The following is a 15,651-nucleotide window of genomic DNA, read 5'->3' as shown; positions in this document are numbered from 1 at the left end:
TACGAGATTCGAACTCGTGAGGGGTTGCCCCCAACACGCTTTCCAATTCTCTTCGGTACCGTCCGGCAGGGTTCACGACCGTCCTGACCTGCGATCGAGTGGACCGTCAGGCAGAGACAGAACCCAGCTGGACCGGAGCGAACGAGACCAGAACTGAGACCACGCCGCCTGGTCCCGACAGTCGGACCGGGCCCCTCGTGCCTGGTCGGCTGTCCGTGTCTTGGGGTGCCGGGGCGAGGCGTGGACGAGATGGGCGGTCCGCCCCGGTTCGTCGGCGAGGTGGCGCGCCCGCCAGCGGTCACCTCTCAGGATTTTCTGTTCCGCCGGTGGAAGCCGGTCTTTCCCCGGGTCGTCTGCCAGCGTGACCGGGCCTGGTGCAGGACCGCGGCCCATTGGTCGCGCACCTCGTTGTCCGGCGGGCGTTCGCCACGTCCGATCCGGGTGATCTCGGTGTGCACTTCGTTGCCGATCGCGGCCGAGGCGACGACCGCGAGCATGGCCCCGAAGAGGGCGGAGAGCATCGCGAAGACCGCCCCGACCGCGCCGTAGCGGTTCGCGTAGGAGTCGAACAGGCGGGGCAGGTAGACGGTCATGGCTACCGAGTAGCCGGACAGCACGAGGGCACAGATGACGGCGAACGACATCAAGTCGCGTCTGGGGATCCGGCCGGCGGACAGCAGGCGGCCGCCCCACAGGAGGAAGGCGAAAGTCAGGGGTGTCTCGACCAGAGCCGCTCCCAGCCCCAGCGGACGGCGGCTGAACGTCGCGTGGGCGAGGCCGATCAGGACGACGTACACGGCGAGCAGCAGGATCCATCTGAGCCCGTTGACGGTGTTGCGGACACTCAGTGGTGGCAGGTCCCACCCCTGCTCGAAGAGTCGCTGTGCGGCGCGCGCGAAGCTCAGGACCGAGATCAGCAGGAAGACGCCACCGAACAACCCCAGCGTGGTCCATTCGCTCGACTCGGGAAGGAGCCGGCGCACGGCCTCGGCACCCTCGCCGATGAGGCCGTAACGGTCGACGATGCGTTCGGCGATGTCCTTGCCCCCGAAACGGGCTGCCAGGCCGCCGCACAGCAGGGCCAGTGGGATCAGCGCTGTCAGCGCGGCGGATGCCAGGGCCATCGAGCGGTCGAAACCGACGAGACGCTGGAACCGGTTGTAGACGCGCAGCGCGAACGCCGGTCGGAGCCAGAACGTCACTGACCGGACGATGGTGTGGCGGTTGACCCGGGACGTGTACCCCTCCGGACGTAGTGCGCACATGCCATGCGCCAGGCTGGAGTGGGACCACGCTATGCGGCCGGTCCGGGGTGCGGGGTTTCGGCACGCGAGGCGATGTCGAACTGCCGCCCCGGGCAGCAGACCCCCCGAGGCCCTTGAAGGACCTCGGGAAGTCCCGTTGGGCTGGAACGCGGGCAGACCATCCCGAGGCCTTCGCCGTCCGCGCCGCCATCCCGTTGTGGTCGAACGGGCCCGCACCTGACTGAGATGACGACACGACGAAGGGCCCGACCGCAGTGCGGTCGGGCCCTTCGTTTGCCCTGGCGGGCGGAGGCGGAGGATACGAGATTCGAACTCGTGAGGGGTTGCCCCCAACACGCTTTCCAAATGTTCGTCCGACCGTCCGGGGACGGTCACAGGCGTCCTGACCTGTGGCGGAGTGATCTGCCGGCTGACCTCTGAACGGCGCTGGACGGGGGTGAATGCAACCAGAACTGCAACCAGGATGACGGCCGTCAGGCGGCCCGCAGTGCGGTGGTCGGGGACATGCGGGCGGCGCGGAGTGCGGGGTAGAGGCCCGCGATCGTGCCGACCGCGACGGCCATGACCGGTCCGGCCGAGGCCCAGACGACGGGGACGACTGCGGGCCAGCCCTGGGCGGCGGCGTAGCCGTAGACGGCGCCGGCTCCGATGGCGACGCCGGCGAGGCCGCCAAGCAGCCCGAGGAGGACGGCCTCGATGAGGAACTGGGCGGCGATCTGGCCTTCGCGGGCGCCGAGGGCGCGGCGCAGTCCGACTTCGCCGCGGCGTTCCATGACTCCGACGACCATGGTGTTGGCGATGCCGACGCCACCGACGAGCAGGGCGACTCCGGCGAGTGCGAGGACCAGGCCGGTGAGCGTGTCCTGGGTCTCGGCGCGTGCTTTGAGCAGGTCGGAGGGCCGGGAGACGGCGACCGTGCTGGGCTGGGCGGGGTTGGCGGTGGCACCGGCGACGGCTTGTACGGCGGCGACGCGGTCGGGGTGGACGCGCAGGTAGACGGTCGCGGGGGTGCCGTCGCCGCCGAGGTGGGCGTCGGCCTGCGGGCCGCCGACGAGGGCGGCGGCGTCGATCTCGGGGACGAGTTCGTTGGGCCGGAGGATGCCGAGGACCTCGTACCACTGTCCGGCGACGCCCTTGCCGGTCATCCAGACGCGTTCGCCGGCGGAGGTGACGCCGAGGCGTTTCGCGGCGGCGTCGCCGAGGACGGTGACGGGGAGGCGTTCGGCGGCCTGGTCGAGCCAGCGTCCGGCGCGGAGTCGCCCGCGCAGTGCGTCGAGGAGGTCGAGGCGGGCGGACAGGACGGTGAGGCTGTTGGTCTGCCCGGGCGGCACGAGGTCGTTGCGGTAGACGGCGGCTTTGGTGCCGCCGGTGGTGGTGACGTGCTGGACGGGGGCGATGTTGCCGAGCATCGTCGGGGCTTCCTTGGGCAGCGGCACCGGTTGCTGGCGGGCGTCGGTGCCCGGCCCAACGGTGATGAGATTGCTGCCGAGGCGGTCGAGGCGGTCGAGCAGGTGCTGCTGGTTCGAGGCGGAGATGCCGGTGACCGCGACGACGGCGGCGATGCCGAGGGCGATGCCGAGCGCCGACAGCGCGGCGCGGAGTTTGCGGGTCCGGGGGCCGATCAGCCCCACGCGCAGGAGGTCGAGCGGGCGGAGCCGGGCGGGCCGGAGGCCGGTGAGGGCGCGGTTCACAGGTCGCCTCCCGCCGTGGTGGTGGGCGCGGGTGCGGCTTCGACAGGCGTGGTCCGTTCGTCGAAGGCGATGTGTCCGTCCTGGATGCCGATGCGGCGGGGGAAGGAGGCGGCGAGCTCTCGGTCGTGGGTGATGACCACGACGGTGGTGCCGTCGCGGTTGAGCTCGCGGAGCAGGTCGACGACGCCGGCGCCCGATGCGGTGTCGAGGGCGCCGGTGGGTTCGTCGGCCAGCAGCAGGGCCGGGCGGCCGGCCAGGGCACGGGCGATCGCCACCCGCTGCTTCTCGCCTCCGGACAGCTGGTCGGGGTGGTGGTCGAGGCGGTGGCCGAGCCCGACCTGACGCAGCACCTCCACGGCGCGGGCCCTGCGGGCCTTCGCGTTCTCGCCGGTGTACAGCAGTCCGGTCGCGACGTTCTCCACGCAGGTCAGGCCCGGGAGGAGGAAGAACTGCTGGAAGACGAAGCCGATGCGGCGGGCCCGCAGCGCGGCGACCTGGCGGGGGCGCAGCGCGGCGAGGTCGTGCCCGTCCACGGCCACGGTCCCGGAGGTGGGCCGGTCGAGGGTGCCGATCAGGGCGAGCAGGGTGGACTTTCCCGAGCCGGACGGCCCGACGACGGCGACGAGTTCGCCGTGTTCGATGGTCAGGTCGATGCCGTGGAGGATGCGCAGGGGCGGGGTGCCGTCGTACTCCTTGACGACGTTCTCCAGCCGCAGCACCGGTTCCCGGGTGTGCTCGGCGGTCACGAGGGCACCACCACCTGGTCGCCTTCGCGAAGGTCTCCGGACACTTCGGCGCGGGCGTTCGCGATCAGTCCCGGCTTGACCGGGACGAGTACGGGGGCGGCGCCGTCGCGGACGATCTGGACGCCGTAGCCGCCTTCGGCGAGGGCGAGCAGGGCCGTGACCGGGACGACGAGGACGTCGTCCGCCCTGTGGTCGGTCACGGTGACCGTCACCGCCGGTTGGGCACTGTCGAGCGTCTTGCGTGCGGCGGCCTGGTCGGCGAGGGCGATCGTCACCGTCGCCTTGTCCTTCCCACCGCCGCCACCGCCACCGCCGGCGCCGGTGCCCGGGCCGTCGGTGCCGGAGTGCGCGCGGGCGATGGTGCGGACCTTGCCCTGGACCTTGCCGCCGCCTGCGAGCGCGACCTCGACGGTGCTGCCGGGCGCGAACTGCGGGAGCTGGTCGTCCTCGGGCTGGACCGTGGCGACGAGCTCGGTGCTGGTGACCTTGACGACCGTGCCGCCGGAGCCGCCGGCGGCTCCGCCGAGCTTGGCAACGACCTCCTGGACGCGCACGGTCCTGTCCGGCAGGACAGCGATGCGGCCGAGTTCGACCTTGCCGGTCTCCTCCAGCTTCAGTGCCTTCTGCCAGCGCTTGACCGCGACCGCGGTCGCGTCGGTGAATTTGTCGTCCACCCTGAGGTCCAGCCCCTTGGCGTAGCCGAGGTCGACCAGGTTCTGTTCGAGCTGCCGGACGTCGGCGCCGTCGGTCATGCCGCCGGCGAGTTCGCGCCAGAACGGACGGGTCCCGGTGAACAGCACGACGGGCTTGCCGTCGAGTTCGTAGACCGTGCCGCCGGCCGTGATCTCGTCGTCGGCCGCGGGGAGTTTCGTGAACGTGCCCTGGCCTTGGGCGCCCAGCTCGGTGGCGGCGCCGTAGCCGATCCGGCCGCTCAGGTTCACCCCCGACGACAGGGACGTCCGCTGTACGCCGACGGTGCTGGGCTTTCCGCCGGCCGGTGCCGCGGCCGCGTCGTCGGTGCGCCACGGCTGGCGGACGGCGACCACGGCTGCGGCGGCGAGCGCGGCGGTCACCAGGAGAACGACGGCCGTGCGGCGGGGCGCCCGGCCTTTGCGGCGGCTCCGTCCCGAAGGCCGGAGGTCGGTCGTGTCGGGGTCTGCGGGAGGCGGGGAGGCGGACTCGTGCTCGGCCATGGTCACTTCCCGTCCAGGCCGAGGCTGGTCACGCCGACGCCGGGATGGTCCTTGCCGCAGATCGCGAAGGCCTTCTGGAACAGGGCGGAGTCGATGTCCGGCGAGATCGCCAGGTTGCCGCCGTACTTCGGGTCGGGGTCGGGGACCTGTGCGGCCGTCAGCCCGTTCTTGCGCAGGCAGACCGCCAGCCCGCGGGCCTCCTCGACCATGCCCTGGACGGCCTTGTTCTTGAGCTGCTGCATGCCGGGGACCTTGGCGTCGCAGGCGGTCATCGCCCGCTGGAGCTCCTCGGCGCCCGCGGACTGTCCGCCGTCGGCTCCCGCGGCGGGCACGGAGACCTGCCCCTCCTTGGTGAGCTGCACGCTGGTCTGTCCCGCCTCGTGCATGCACTGCACCCACGCCTGCCTGATCGCGCCGTCGTCCTGCGGCCTGCTGCCCCCGCCACCCGCCCCGGCGGCGTTCGGAGCACCGCCCTTGTCCGACGAGCACGCGGTCATCGCGACCGCACCGCCGATGGCCATCGCCACCGCCGCCAACCGCACAGCCGAACGGGTCATCCCTGCCTCCACGCGTCAACTCATCTGCGTGCCGGGCCGGCACACAGCTACAAGAGGTACGCGGACGGCGGTTGTGCGCAGGTCAGCCGACGCCAACCCGCACCTAACCCGGCTCGGAGACACTGGACTACGGCGGAGCCGCGGCTGGGAACGCGGATCTCCGCCGCCACGGACAGATCGGCCCCCGACCGCGTCGCCACGCGGCCGAGGAGGCCGGAACGGAGCAGGGAATGCGGGTGCTGGTAGTCGAGGACGAGGTGGCCCTCGCCGAGATGATCGCCGACGGGCTGCGCGCCGAGGGCATCGCCACGGACACCGCCCACGACGGGGTGCGCGCCCTGGAGCTGACCGCCGCCGGCGCGTACGACGTCCTGGTCCTGGACCGTGACCTGCCGGGCATGAGCGGTGACGCGGTGTGCCGCACCCTCAACAGGTCCGGCTACCCGGCGCGGATCCTGATGCTCACCGCCGCGGGCACCCTCTCCGACCTCGTCGACGGCCTCGCTCAGGGCGCCGACGACTACCTGTCCAAGCCGTTCTCCTACATCGAGCTCCTCGCCCGGCTGCGCGCACTGGCCCGACGCGGTCCTGCGGGCACCCCAACGGTGCTGGAGCGGCGCGGCGTACGGGTCGACACCGTCCGCCGCCTCGCCGAACGGGACGGCCGCCTGCTCCGCCTCACGCCCAAGGAACTCGGCGTCCTGGAATCACTGCTCGCCGCCGACGGCGGTTTCCTCACCGCCGCCGAGCTGCGCGACACCGTCTGGGAGACGCCGCCCGAATCCGGCAGCGCGGTCAAGGTCACCGTGCACCAGCTGCGGCGCAAGCTCGGCGAACCGCCGCTCATCGAAACGGCGGCCGGCTTCGGATACCGCCTGTGAGCCCGCTCCGCCACGGGCGCGGCCCGACCATCCGCACCCGCCTCGCGCTCCTCAACACCGCCGTCCTCGCCACCGGCGGCGCCGCCCTGCTCGCGATCAACTGGTTCCTGGTGCGCGAGGCCCTGGCTGACCACAGCGCCACGGTGGTCGCCCCGAGCGTCACCGCGGAACTCGCACCCGTCGCGACGGCGCCGACCGTCCCGGCGCCGAGCGGCTCCCTCTCCGGAGCATTGCCGGCCTCGCCGGCCCTCCAGTTCGACGAGTTCCGTGACGCGGTCCTGCACGACCTCCTGACACGGTCCGCCTTCACCCTGCTCGCCGTCCTCGCACTGGCCCTGCTCGCCGGCTGGTGGGTTGCGCGGCGCTCGCTCTCCAGGATCGGCGCCGTCACCACCGCGGCCCGGCGCATCAACGACACCAACCTCCACGACCGGCTCGCACTCGTCGGCCCCGACGACGAGGTCAGGGAGCTCGCCGACACCTTCGACGCGATGCTCGACCGGCTGGAGAAGTCGTTCGCCGAGCAGCGGCGGTTCACCGCGCAGGCCTCCCACGAACTGCGCACACCGCTCACCCTGCAACGCACCGCCCTGGAGATCCCCCTCGCCCAGGGACTCGTACCCGACAACCTCCGCCCCGCGGTCCACCGCGCCCTGGCCGCCGTCCACCGCAGCGAGAACCTCATCGGTTCCCTGCTCGCGCTCGCCCGCGGCGAAAGTGGAATCCTCGCCCCCCGACCCGCCGACCTGACCGACCTCGCGCGCACCGCCATCGCCGACACCCGCGCGGAAGCCGAGAACGCCGCCATCACCGTGGAAACACGGCTCGGCCCCGCACCGGTCACGGGCGACCCGTCCCTGCTGACCCAGCTCGTCCACAACCTGGTCGCCAACGCCGTACGCCACAACCACCCCGGCGGCACGGTCCGTCTCACGACCGGACAGGATTCGGGACGCTCGCACATCGAGGTCGCCAACAGCGGGCCCCGGATCGACGAGGCGGACATCCCCTCCCTCCTGGAGCCGTTCCGCCGTGGCCGCGGCAGTGCCCCCGGCGCAGGACTCGGCCTGTCCGTCATCCGGGCCGTCGTCGCCACACACCAGGGAACACTCACCATCACGCCCAACCCCGCAGGCGGACTCACCACGCGAGTCCTGCTGCCCACCGCGCGAGAGGACGCCGAGCAAGGAACACGACGCGTCGCCGCCGGTCACTGACGGCGCCCGATCCGGACCTCGCGCCAATGGAAACTGCGGCCGCGAGACGACGAAGGGCCCGACCGCAGTGCGGTCGGGCCCTTCGTTTGCCCTGGCGGGCGAAGGCGGAGGATACGAGATTCGAACTCGTGAGGGGTTGCCCCCAACACGCTTTCCAATTCTCTCGATCTATGTTCGGTGGGGTTCACAGGCGTGCTGGCCTGCGGCGGAGCCTCTGGCTGGGTGGCGGCTGAACCCAGCTAGACGGGGGTGAATGAGACCAAAACTGAGACCAGGGCTTAGCTAGTTCCTCTAAGTCAGTGGCTCAGGGGCATAACACCATGCAACGATCTTCATGCTGATAGCAACCAGCCCCTGCAGTCAAGGACGCCTCATGTCTGGTGCGCAAACGTTGATCACGACCGTCTACGAGCAGTGGAAGGAGCAAAACGCCAGCCACATGGCGGATAGTGACGCCTGGGAGGTCTTCCTGTCTTGGCTGCTTCTCCGAAGAGTTTTGCCCAGACCACCATCTCGGCCCTCCAGTCGGTGCTGCCTTCGGCCCTCGACCTGGGTGCTGACCTTGATTCACTGTCGGACGAACTGAACGAACAGGTGCGGGAGAAGCTGTTTGTTTTCAGATCGGCCTACAAGCATCTCCTGGCCAAGCGACCGAAGGTGCAGGTCAATGTGATCGTCGGCACCCGAGGCCTGTCGACCGAGATCAATGCCAACGTCTCCAGTCGGGCCGACCGACTGCGCGAGGAGATCTTCCACAAGCTGCCCTCGGCAGATGTGAACGTGACGATGCTGGGCGCCGAAGAACTCTGGCGGATGTACGATACGCGCGAAGCCGAGACGCTGACGCTCGAGTGCGATGAGGTGCTCACCAGCGGGGAGTCGTACGTGGCACTCGCACGACTGTCGAGTTTCATCAAGCTGATCTCCGACGAGGGCTTGGGACTTAGGCGCCACCTGTTCGACGCCAACGTCCGGGACTACCAGTGCCAGGTCGCCGTCAACAAGGAGATCCTCGCTTCCCTGCGGGACTCCGCCGGTCCGGACTTCTGGTGGCTCAACAACGGTGTGACGATTGTGTGCGACGAGGCCCACAGCGTCGGCAAGACGTTTGCCCTGAAGAACATTCAGATCGTGAACGGCTTGCAGACCTCACACACGCTCCACAACTGGATTAAGGAGGCCGGGGCAGCCGGCAAGGCCGCCCTGGAGCTTGACGACCGCAAGATCCTCGTGCGCGTGATCAAGGCGAGTGACGACGCCGTCCGGGACAAGATCATCCGTGCCACCAATCGCCAGACCCCAGTGCCGGATGCGTCGCTGCGTGCGACGGACGAAATCCAGCGCAGGATTGAGGCCTATTTCGGGGCCAAGGGCCTGTTCTACGACCGGCGCAAGGGCTACTACCGGAACCTGGGGAAGGATCCAGCAAAGATCATCAGCATCCCGTACCTGGGCCAGGCCATGTACGCCATCGCCTACGGCCGCCCGGAAGTCGCCCGTGGGAAGCCCAACTCGCTCCTCGCCGAAGATGCCCGCTACCGGCAGGCATTCGACCCGAAGGCCGGCCCGAACATCTTCTACTGGGCGGCGAGTGTCCTGCGGCAGGTGGACGAGTATCTCCAGTCATCACGGTCGCAGACCCGGTACTCGGAGCGGAGGCACCTCGCCCCCTTCGTGGCTTTCGCACTGGTAATGAAAGTCCTGGACAAGGACCCCTCCCACTGGGGGGATATCGCGAAGATGGCTGAGGCCCACCGCACCTTCAGCGACAACGAACTGGAGGACGCTTCGACCACCGTCAAGGAAGAGCTGGACAAGTACACCCAGGGCTCCCGCATCTCGAAGTCGGACGCCACGAAGCGGCAACCCTTCACGAAGCACCTGGTCTCGGTCATCTTGGCTCCGTCGAAGCTCTTCTGACCAGTCAGCCCCTGGCTGACCCGGCCGGACGCCCTGGGGCCAGGAAAGTAGAAGCTGCAGCGGAGTGAACTGCTGGGCGGCGGCCGAACCTGGCCGGACGGGGGTGAATGAGCCTTTTCAGCGTTGAAGCTCAAGGGTGAGGACGGCCTTGGCTGCTGACGTCAGCCAGTTCGGGCTGCAGCGGGCGCGGCGGAAGATTCTCCAGCGCTTGAGCGTGGCGACGCCGCGTTCGACGGGGTGGCGGAGCCGGGCGTGGGCTCGGTTCAACGACCGCTGCCCGGGGCTGAGTTCCTTGCGGGCGGGGCGTCTGGTCGGCACGGCGAAGGTGCCGCCGGCGCCGGTGTACGCCATGTCGGCCAGGGCCGGGATGCGGAGTCGGACGCAGGTCTTCACGATGCGGTGGGTGCGGGCTGCGGTGAGGTCGTGGGTGCGGCCGGGCAGGGCGCGGGAGATCCACACGAGTTTGCCCGTCGGGCCGGTGATGACCTGGTGGTTGACGCCGTGGCGGCGGTGCTTGCCGGAGTAGTCGGCGCGGCCGTCGCCGACGCGGTCGCACTCGGCGAGGGTGCCGTCGACCAGGAGGTACTCAACGTCGGCTTCGCGCAGTGCCTGTGTGCGGCCGGGAGCACGACGGGCGAGGATGTCGGTGACCTGGTGGACGTAGGCGTGGGCGGTGCCGACGCTGATCCGGAAGCCGGCCGCGATCTGGGCGAGGGTGTCGTGCTTGCGCAGGTACACCAACGCGACCAGGGCCCGTTGGGACGGAGGGAGTTTGCAGCGGCGGTCACCCTCGCGGGTGACGATGAGCATGGTGACCCACTCGACGAGCGCGTGCGGCAGGTCCAGTGCGGCAGGATAGGTGACCAACGAGGCTTCCTGGCTGGTTGCTTGAGACGTGAGACATCTCGCTCAACCGCCCGGGAGCCTCGTTCGTTCTGCCCCCGTCCCGAGTACCCGGCCGTCACCCGATCGGTGGCCGCCCTGAAAAGGCTCAATGAGACCAAAACTGAGACCAGACGACCGGCTGGGACAGCCCATGGCGGCCGAGGGGCCTACTTCGGGAAGTCGCCCGCGAGCCATCCGTCCACCACTGAGAGTGCAAGGGCTTCCTGGAGCCAGGGGGTCGTTTTGATGATCGTGACGAGGAGCTCGCGTGCTTGGTCGGGCGGGAGTAGCTCCGAGATCACATGGCTGCCGTCGCCGAGCTGGCTCCCGCTTGCGCAGTCGATGTAGATGTCGACGAGACCTCGCTTGGTGGGCGCCACCCCGATGGACGCAGTACCGCTCGTCAGTGACTCGCCGACCTTGATCACGTTCTGTTGAGGTCCGGACTTGGAGGTGGCGGCCGATCGCGTGCTGGCGGTTGGCAGCGGTCCTCCCCAAGCGCGCTCGGTGAGTTCACCCCACACTCCGGCAGCGACGGTGCGGGGATCTACGCCTTCGGATGGGGCGCAGTCCTTGTACACGCCATCTGGTTGCTCTGAGCGGTCATGCTCCTTGATCCAGAAGACGCGACGGGCGAACCGAAAAGGCGCTTCGCCTGCCGGAGTGTCCGGCTTGAGCACCGAGTACCCCACCCGTCGGCCAGGCCCGTTCCAACGGACAGGGCCGCGACGGGTGCCAGCCGCTACCTCTAGATATTCGCGCACGTAGTCGAAGTTGCCGATGCTCTCGGTCCAGACAATGCCGTCCTCGTGACGGATGAGATCTGGGTCCCTGTTCACGCACTCTCCTTCCGAGTGGACCGTGGCAGAGCCTGCCCTCAGTCTGCGGGCGTGAACCGTCCGGACTGCCTGTCTTGCTCCCAACTCACTGTGCTCGGAACGGGTTCGGCGAGAGAGCCAACGAGGCAGGGGCAGGCGACTCTTCGGCCATGCCGCCCCAGGCTGTCAGAGCGGTCAGCTAGCGTCCGCTGTATGCCGAAGAAGCGGAAGAAGACGCCTCAATCGCGCGCTCGGCGCACAGGCGTGGTTCCCCCGTACGAGCAGCGACCCTCGGCGATCACGCTCGGGGGCCCGCGTGTGCCCTCGCGCGGTTGGGGCTTCCAAGCGCTGCTCGACGCTGCGTTGGAAGCCGGTCAGCCGATTCTGAAGTTCACGGCGCAAGCTCCCGACGGGTATTCCTCTGATTTCTCTCCGCAGGTCGATTCTCCCCGTGCGCCGCTCCAGGCGGGGTGGTACCTGCGATCTGACCAGGCAGTTCCGATCTACATCTGGGTGTTCTCTGAGAGTCAACTATCCGGCGATCCGGGGGGTTTGGATCTGCGTCGAAGAGGATTTGCCTATTGCGTGGCACATTCGGTGTGCACGCACGGAAAGGCGGACTCCGAGTACGCGAGCGCGGAAGTCATTGAGACTTGGACTCCCATCGTGGCGCCGGACCCGAGCATCGTGGACGTAAACCGCTACGGAGGTTTCGCGCCCGGCTATAGCACGCCCCCGGTAAAGCAGCTGCCCCCAGGAGGGCCTCGCAAGGTTGGCGTACTTGACGTGGACTATGCGCGGGTAGCGGGTCAGAAACTTCCTGAACGCTGGGACGTCGATGTCGTAGGATTTTTGGTAGTGGAGCGGCAGGAAGCTGCTGACATGCCGGGGCGGGAGATCTGGCGGCAGGTTGCGTTTTACACGTTTCGAGACTGGAACTTGTCAGGTCTCAATTCCGCGGCTGATGAAGTAGACCTGATCATCGGGCATAACCTCTTCGACGGAGACTATCGATGCCTGCGCACCTATTCCGACCGGGTCGACGTCGGCCAGCTGGTTGCAAAGACGGTTGACACGCTGTACGCCGCTAGGCATGTAGTTACCGGCGGATTTCCCCGTGCGGCCAATCTTGGTCTCACCGAATTGGCTCGGGCGCAGAGGCTGCGCGATCGGGCGAAGAAAGAGCCCCGAACTGAGGCTCATCGTGGTATCCGGACAGTCAATGACGCGGAGAAGGACTGGTTTTTCCAGCCTGTTTCTGACGATTGCGAGCTGATGCTGGACCTCTGGCTTGAGCTAGTTACCAGCCAGCGTCTTCGTACTGTCCAGAGGTCGGGTGAATCGGCGGAGCATGTGCTTGGCGATGAGGATCTGCGGCTGATGCTTGAGCCGCAACTTACGCCAACTGCCTTCACGGACCTGCTGACGACGAGAGGAACGGTCTACAGGAAGGAGGGAATGGCTCGCAACGAGACTGTTGCCCGTATTCACCGCGAGATCGAGCAGCAGAGAGTAGAAGGCGTTTCAGTAAATCGTCATCCAGTAGCTGCGCATCGGCAGCGCTGCATGGCGCCAGGAGGCATGGGGGAAAGGCAGTGCGATCAACTGATCCCGGCCACGGAGACGTATTGCCGGGATCACCGGACCAGGCGGCGTTGTCGAGGGAATCCGGCCCTGAATGACGAGTGCGCGACTGTCGTCTGCGGTGACCTGGCGCATTGCGATTGGCATCGCATGACGGCGCTTTATGTCCAGCCAGGACAACGGATCGTCGACGATTTCAGCCTCCCTCTCCCGCTCCCCGGATGGGACAAGGGCAGCGATTGGGGATATGACACAGGCACTCGTTCATTCTTCGCGCGGCTTTACCGCAACGGAGACAATATCTCGGACCCGCCGACCGTGTGGCTAGTGGGCATTAATCCTGACCTGACGGATGTGGTAGCGCTCACCGATGCCGTCCAAGCAGCAACTGGACATTCCCGGCGTGACGTCGTGGCAGCCCTAACAGTCCTGACCTCAAATCATGAGACACTCCGAGAACGCGCGATGGCCGCCCAGGATTGGGAGCCGGCGGATTGCGAAGGTCCTTGTCCGTGCGGCACCGCAGACTGCGGACATGGCGAACCATGTCCGAACGATGAGTGCAGTGGTCACGATATCCACGTGATGCGAAACCCCCGCACCGACGTAGATGTGACAGCCTGGCAGGACCACTTTGACTGCTGTGAGGGCTGCGGTGGGAGCTCTTTCGACATCGCGCTACCAAATCGCCCATGGGGCGAAGAACGCGACGACGGCACGGTAACCGTGTATGCCGGGGTGGAGCACTACGAGTTCGGCGCTTGCTGGTAGCGCCGACACATCGCCATCGATGTCGGCGTGGACGGGGTAGCCAACGGCAGACCAGAGGTGTCATCGCCTGGGCGGCGGTGACGGGCGGGTTGAGGAAGGCCGATCCGGTCTGGCGGGCGTAGGGGAAACAGTGGCCGCTGGGCAATTGCACAAGTCAGACGTATCGCCGCGGTGTGGGTGGTCACTGCGGCCGGTGAGCAAGGGCTGATACGTGCTGCTGGTGGTCTGCCCCATCGGTGGTGGGGCAGACCAGATGAGTTGGTGGCTCTTCCGGACCTGCGTACCTGTGAGGAGGTGGCGTTCGTTCTCGACACTACCTTCCAGCGGAAGATCCGGCTCTCGCTGGGTACGCAGTGCTATCAGGATGCGACGCTGCATAAAGTGGCCCTGATCAGCCTCAAGTGGCGAACCGCTTCTGGAAGTACTAGCTGTTCTTGATAGATCCTGCGATTGCCTTGTTCTTCACGATCTTCTGCATTCCCGGCTTTCTCGCGACCCGCTGCATCCGTCCCCAGGCCTGGAGGTCCTGGAAGTGGTCGGGCACTTCGACGCCCCGGCTGCGGGCGTACTCAATGAGGGTAGTGACGATCGCGACCATTCGGCCGCGCCCGGGAAGAGCGCTCCCTTCCAGGTAGCCGGCGATCTTGTCCTCCTCGTACCCGGTTCTGGCCGAGAGGAACTCCACACTCGGCGAACCGGCAAGGCGACGCAGGGAGCGGAGCCGGTTCGCGAATGCCGCCCGGAAGTCGCGCGGCCTCGCCCCGGCGACGCCTTCCCCGGTGCCTGCCGAGAGTAGATCGATGGAGCCCGCCAGTTCGTAATCCGCGAGCCGGATGGACTTCCTTCGGGCCCCCTCCGGCCGATCCGGATTCGTCGGGGAGTCGCTCGCTTCGGTGTGGCGTCGTGCGGGTTCGCTGAGTGCCTCGGCGCAGGATGCGTTCAGCTGCTGGGTCTTAGGGACGAAGATCTTATAGTTCTGGCCGGCGAGTTCGAGTGTCTCGCCATTGACGTGCTGCCAAAAAATCTGCTCAGTGACGGGATTGAACAGCATGATGACGACTGGGAGCGAGTGTTTGTGCCAGTACACGACGTGGCGCGTGTCGCAGTAGTACCACCAGCCGCCCTCCCCAGGAGAAGTGAACTGGCTGGCCCCCGACTTGAGCTGAACGGCAAGGAGTCGACCGGTCCCAAGGCCGACGTTGCCGGGGTTCAAGGTTGCGTTGTCCACCACCTCAAGGTGCGCGTCGACCCCGATGTCGCTCGTCTCCTGCGCCCGGAAGAGCCAGCCCAGTTGCGTGGACACCAGGTAGGCGGCTCGGGATACACCGGACCGGTCGACCAGGTGGGTGGAATGAACATTGTGCCAGAGCATCCCCATCCGACGTGCTCCGGAGCGCGGCGATGTACAAGGGCACCAAGCGTAGGCGGTCGGACCGACAGGACCGGAAAGCTCGCGCCCTCCGGCGCTCCAGCAGTGGTCTGCTATTTGGGCTGGTTTGGCTGGACCTGCTCGCTGACCATGGTCGGCTGGTCAGTGTGAAGCCCTGACCCTTCCCGGCCCAGTGTCCTGAGGTCGCTGAGTGGTGGCAGCGCCCCAGACTCCAACTGAGACCAGAGACGACGAAGGCCCGGACCGCTGAGCGGTCCGGGCCCTTCATCTGCCCTGGTGGGCGAAGGCGGAGGATACGAGATTCGAACTCGTGAGGGGTTGCCCCCAACACGCTTTCCAATTCTCCGGCTGACTGTTCAGTGAAGTTTAGGTGGCTGTCGGCCTGGGATGGGGAGTGCTTGCTGGAGCCGCGATGGACCCAGCTGAACGGGGGTGAATGAGACGAGAACTGAGACGGGGAAGAGCCGGCCTCTTGATGCGGCGGCCCTTTTGGGATCTCCCAACGCGAGTGGGTGTCTTCCTGTGACGCGGCAACTGTGGGGCAGGAAGTCTGGGTGCGTGGCTGTGGCGCCCACAGGAGTGTGGTTGCGTGTGACAGACGTGGCAACAGCGGGGCAGGGGCTGTTGCAGGGCGGTGGGGATCTCCCAACGCGAGTGGGTGTCTTCCTGTGACGCGGCAACTGTGGGGCAGGAAGTCTGGGTGCGTGGCTGTGGCGCCCACAGGAGTGTGGTT

Annotated in this window: 12 protein-coding genes; 4 read left to right on the top strand and 8 right to left on the bottom strand. The window is 67.7% G+C overall.

What is annotated here, in order from left to right; genetic code table 11:
• Nucleotides 1-305 precede the first annotated feature (305 nt).
• The 5 genes from ACFYS8_RS11880 to ACFYS8_RS11860 all read right to left on the bottom strand — a co-directional run bounded on the left by ACFYS8_RS11880 (nucleotide 306) and on the right by ACFYS8_RS11860 (nucleotide 5,452).
• A complete protein-coding gene (locus tag ACFYS8_RS11880) occupies nucleotides 306-1,202 on the bottom strand; it encodes a YhjD/YihY/BrkB family envelope integrity protein (RefSeq protein WP_387639306.1) in 897 nt (298 codons plus the stop codon).
• 536 nt (nucleotides 1,203-1,738) lie between these two features.
• Entirely contained in the window at nucleotides 1,739-2,956 is a 1,218-nt protein-coding gene (locus ACFYS8_RS11875; protein WP_387639303.1) for an ABC transporter permease, read from the bottom strand.
• Complete coding sequence (locus ACFYS8_RS11870) at nucleotides 2,953-3,702, bottom strand: ABC transporter ATP-binding protein (RefSeq protein WP_387639300.1); 750 nt, start codon at nucleotides 3,700-3,702, stop codon at nucleotides 2,953-2,955. The genes ACFYS8_RS11875 and ACFYS8_RS11870 overlap by 4 nt, the downstream gene beginning before the upstream one ends.
• Nucleotides 3,699-4,775: a peptidoglycan-binding protein gene (locus ACFYS8_RS11865; RefSeq protein ID WP_387639297.1), complete on the bottom strand. Its 1,077-nt coding sequence runs from the start codon at nucleotides 4,773-4,775 to the stop codon at nucleotides 3,699-3,701. Before ACFYS8_RS11865 ends, ACFYS8_RS11870 begins: the two co-directional genes overlap by 4 nt.
• A 122-nt stretch (nucleotides 4,776-4,897) precedes the next feature.
• Nucleotides 4,898-5,452, bottom strand: coding sequence for a hypothetical protein (locus ACFYS8_RS11860; RefSeq protein WP_387639294.1), 555 nt, complete (start codon nucleotides 5,450-5,452; stop codon nucleotides 4,898-4,900).
• Between the two features lie 230 nt (nucleotides 5,453-5,682).
• On the opposite strand from ACFYS8_RS11860, the gene ACFYS8_RS11855 reads away from it, so the two are divergent.
• The 3 genes from ACFYS8_RS11855 (at nucleotide 5,683) to ACFYS8_RS11845 (ending at nucleotide 9,470) form a co-directional block, all read left to right on the top strand.
• On the top strand, nucleotides 5,683-6,333 hold the full coding sequence (locus tag ACFYS8_RS11855; protein WP_387639291.1) for a response regulator transcription factor: 651 nt from the start codon (nucleotides 5,683-5,685) through the stop codon (nucleotides 6,331-6,333).
• On the top strand, nucleotides 6,330-7,550 hold the full coding sequence (locus tag ACFYS8_RS11850) for a sensor histidine kinase (protein ID WP_387639288.1): 1,221 nt from the start codon (nucleotides 6,330-6,332) through the stop codon (nucleotides 7,548-7,550). The genes ACFYS8_RS11855 and ACFYS8_RS11850 overlap by 4 nt, the downstream gene beginning before the upstream one ends.
• 474 nt (nucleotides 7,551-8,024) lie before the next feature.
• Nucleotides 8,025-9,470 (top strand): AIPR family protein, encoded by a 1,446-nt coding sequence (locus tag ACFYS8_RS11845; protein ID WP_387639285.1) that lies wholly within the window; start codon nucleotides 8,025-8,027, stop codon nucleotides 9,468-9,470.
• A 117-nt stretch (nucleotides 9,471-9,587) separates the two neighbouring features.
• On the opposite strand, the gene ACFYS8_RS11840 is transcribed toward ACFYS8_RS11845, so the two are convergent.
• Both ACFYS8_RS11840 and ACFYS8_RS11835 read right to left on the bottom strand, forming a co-directional pair.
• A complete protein-coding gene (locus ACFYS8_RS11840) occupies nucleotides 9,588-10,337 on the bottom strand; it encodes a transposase family protein (RefSeq protein WP_387639283.1) in 750 nt (249 codons plus the stop codon).
• A gap of 185 nt (nucleotides 10,338-10,522) precedes the next feature.
• Entirely contained in the window at nucleotides 10,523-11,194 is a 672-nt protein-coding gene (locus ACFYS8_RS11835; RefSeq protein WP_387639280.1) for a DUF6009 family protein, read from the bottom strand.
• A gap of 192 nt (nucleotides 11,195-11,386) precedes the next feature.
• On the opposite strand from ACFYS8_RS11835, the gene ACFYS8_RS11830 reads away from it, so the two are divergent.
• Entirely contained in the window at nucleotides 11,387-13,528 is a 2,142-nt protein-coding gene (locus ACFYS8_RS11830) for a hypothetical protein (RefSeq protein ID WP_387639278.1), read from the top strand.
• Between the two features lie 424 nt (nucleotides 13,529-13,952).
• Here the strand turns inward: ACFYS8_RS11830 and ACFYS8_RS11825 are convergent, their stop codons facing one another.
• Nucleotides 13,953-14,906, bottom strand: coding sequence for a DUF4365 domain-containing protein (locus ACFYS8_RS11825; protein ID WP_387639275.1), 954 nt, complete (start codon nucleotides 14,904-14,906; stop codon nucleotides 13,953-13,955).
• Nucleotides 14,907-15,651: the final 745 nt, after the last annotated feature.

This window comes from Kitasatospora sp. NPDC004615 (assembly GCF_042873545.1).
Taxonomy (GTDB): domain Bacteria; phylum Actinomycetota; class Actinomycetes; order Streptomycetales; family Streptomycetaceae; genus Kitasatospora.
Note: the sequence above shows the minus strand (reverse complement) of the source record. Positions and strands in the feature narration are given on the sequence as shown.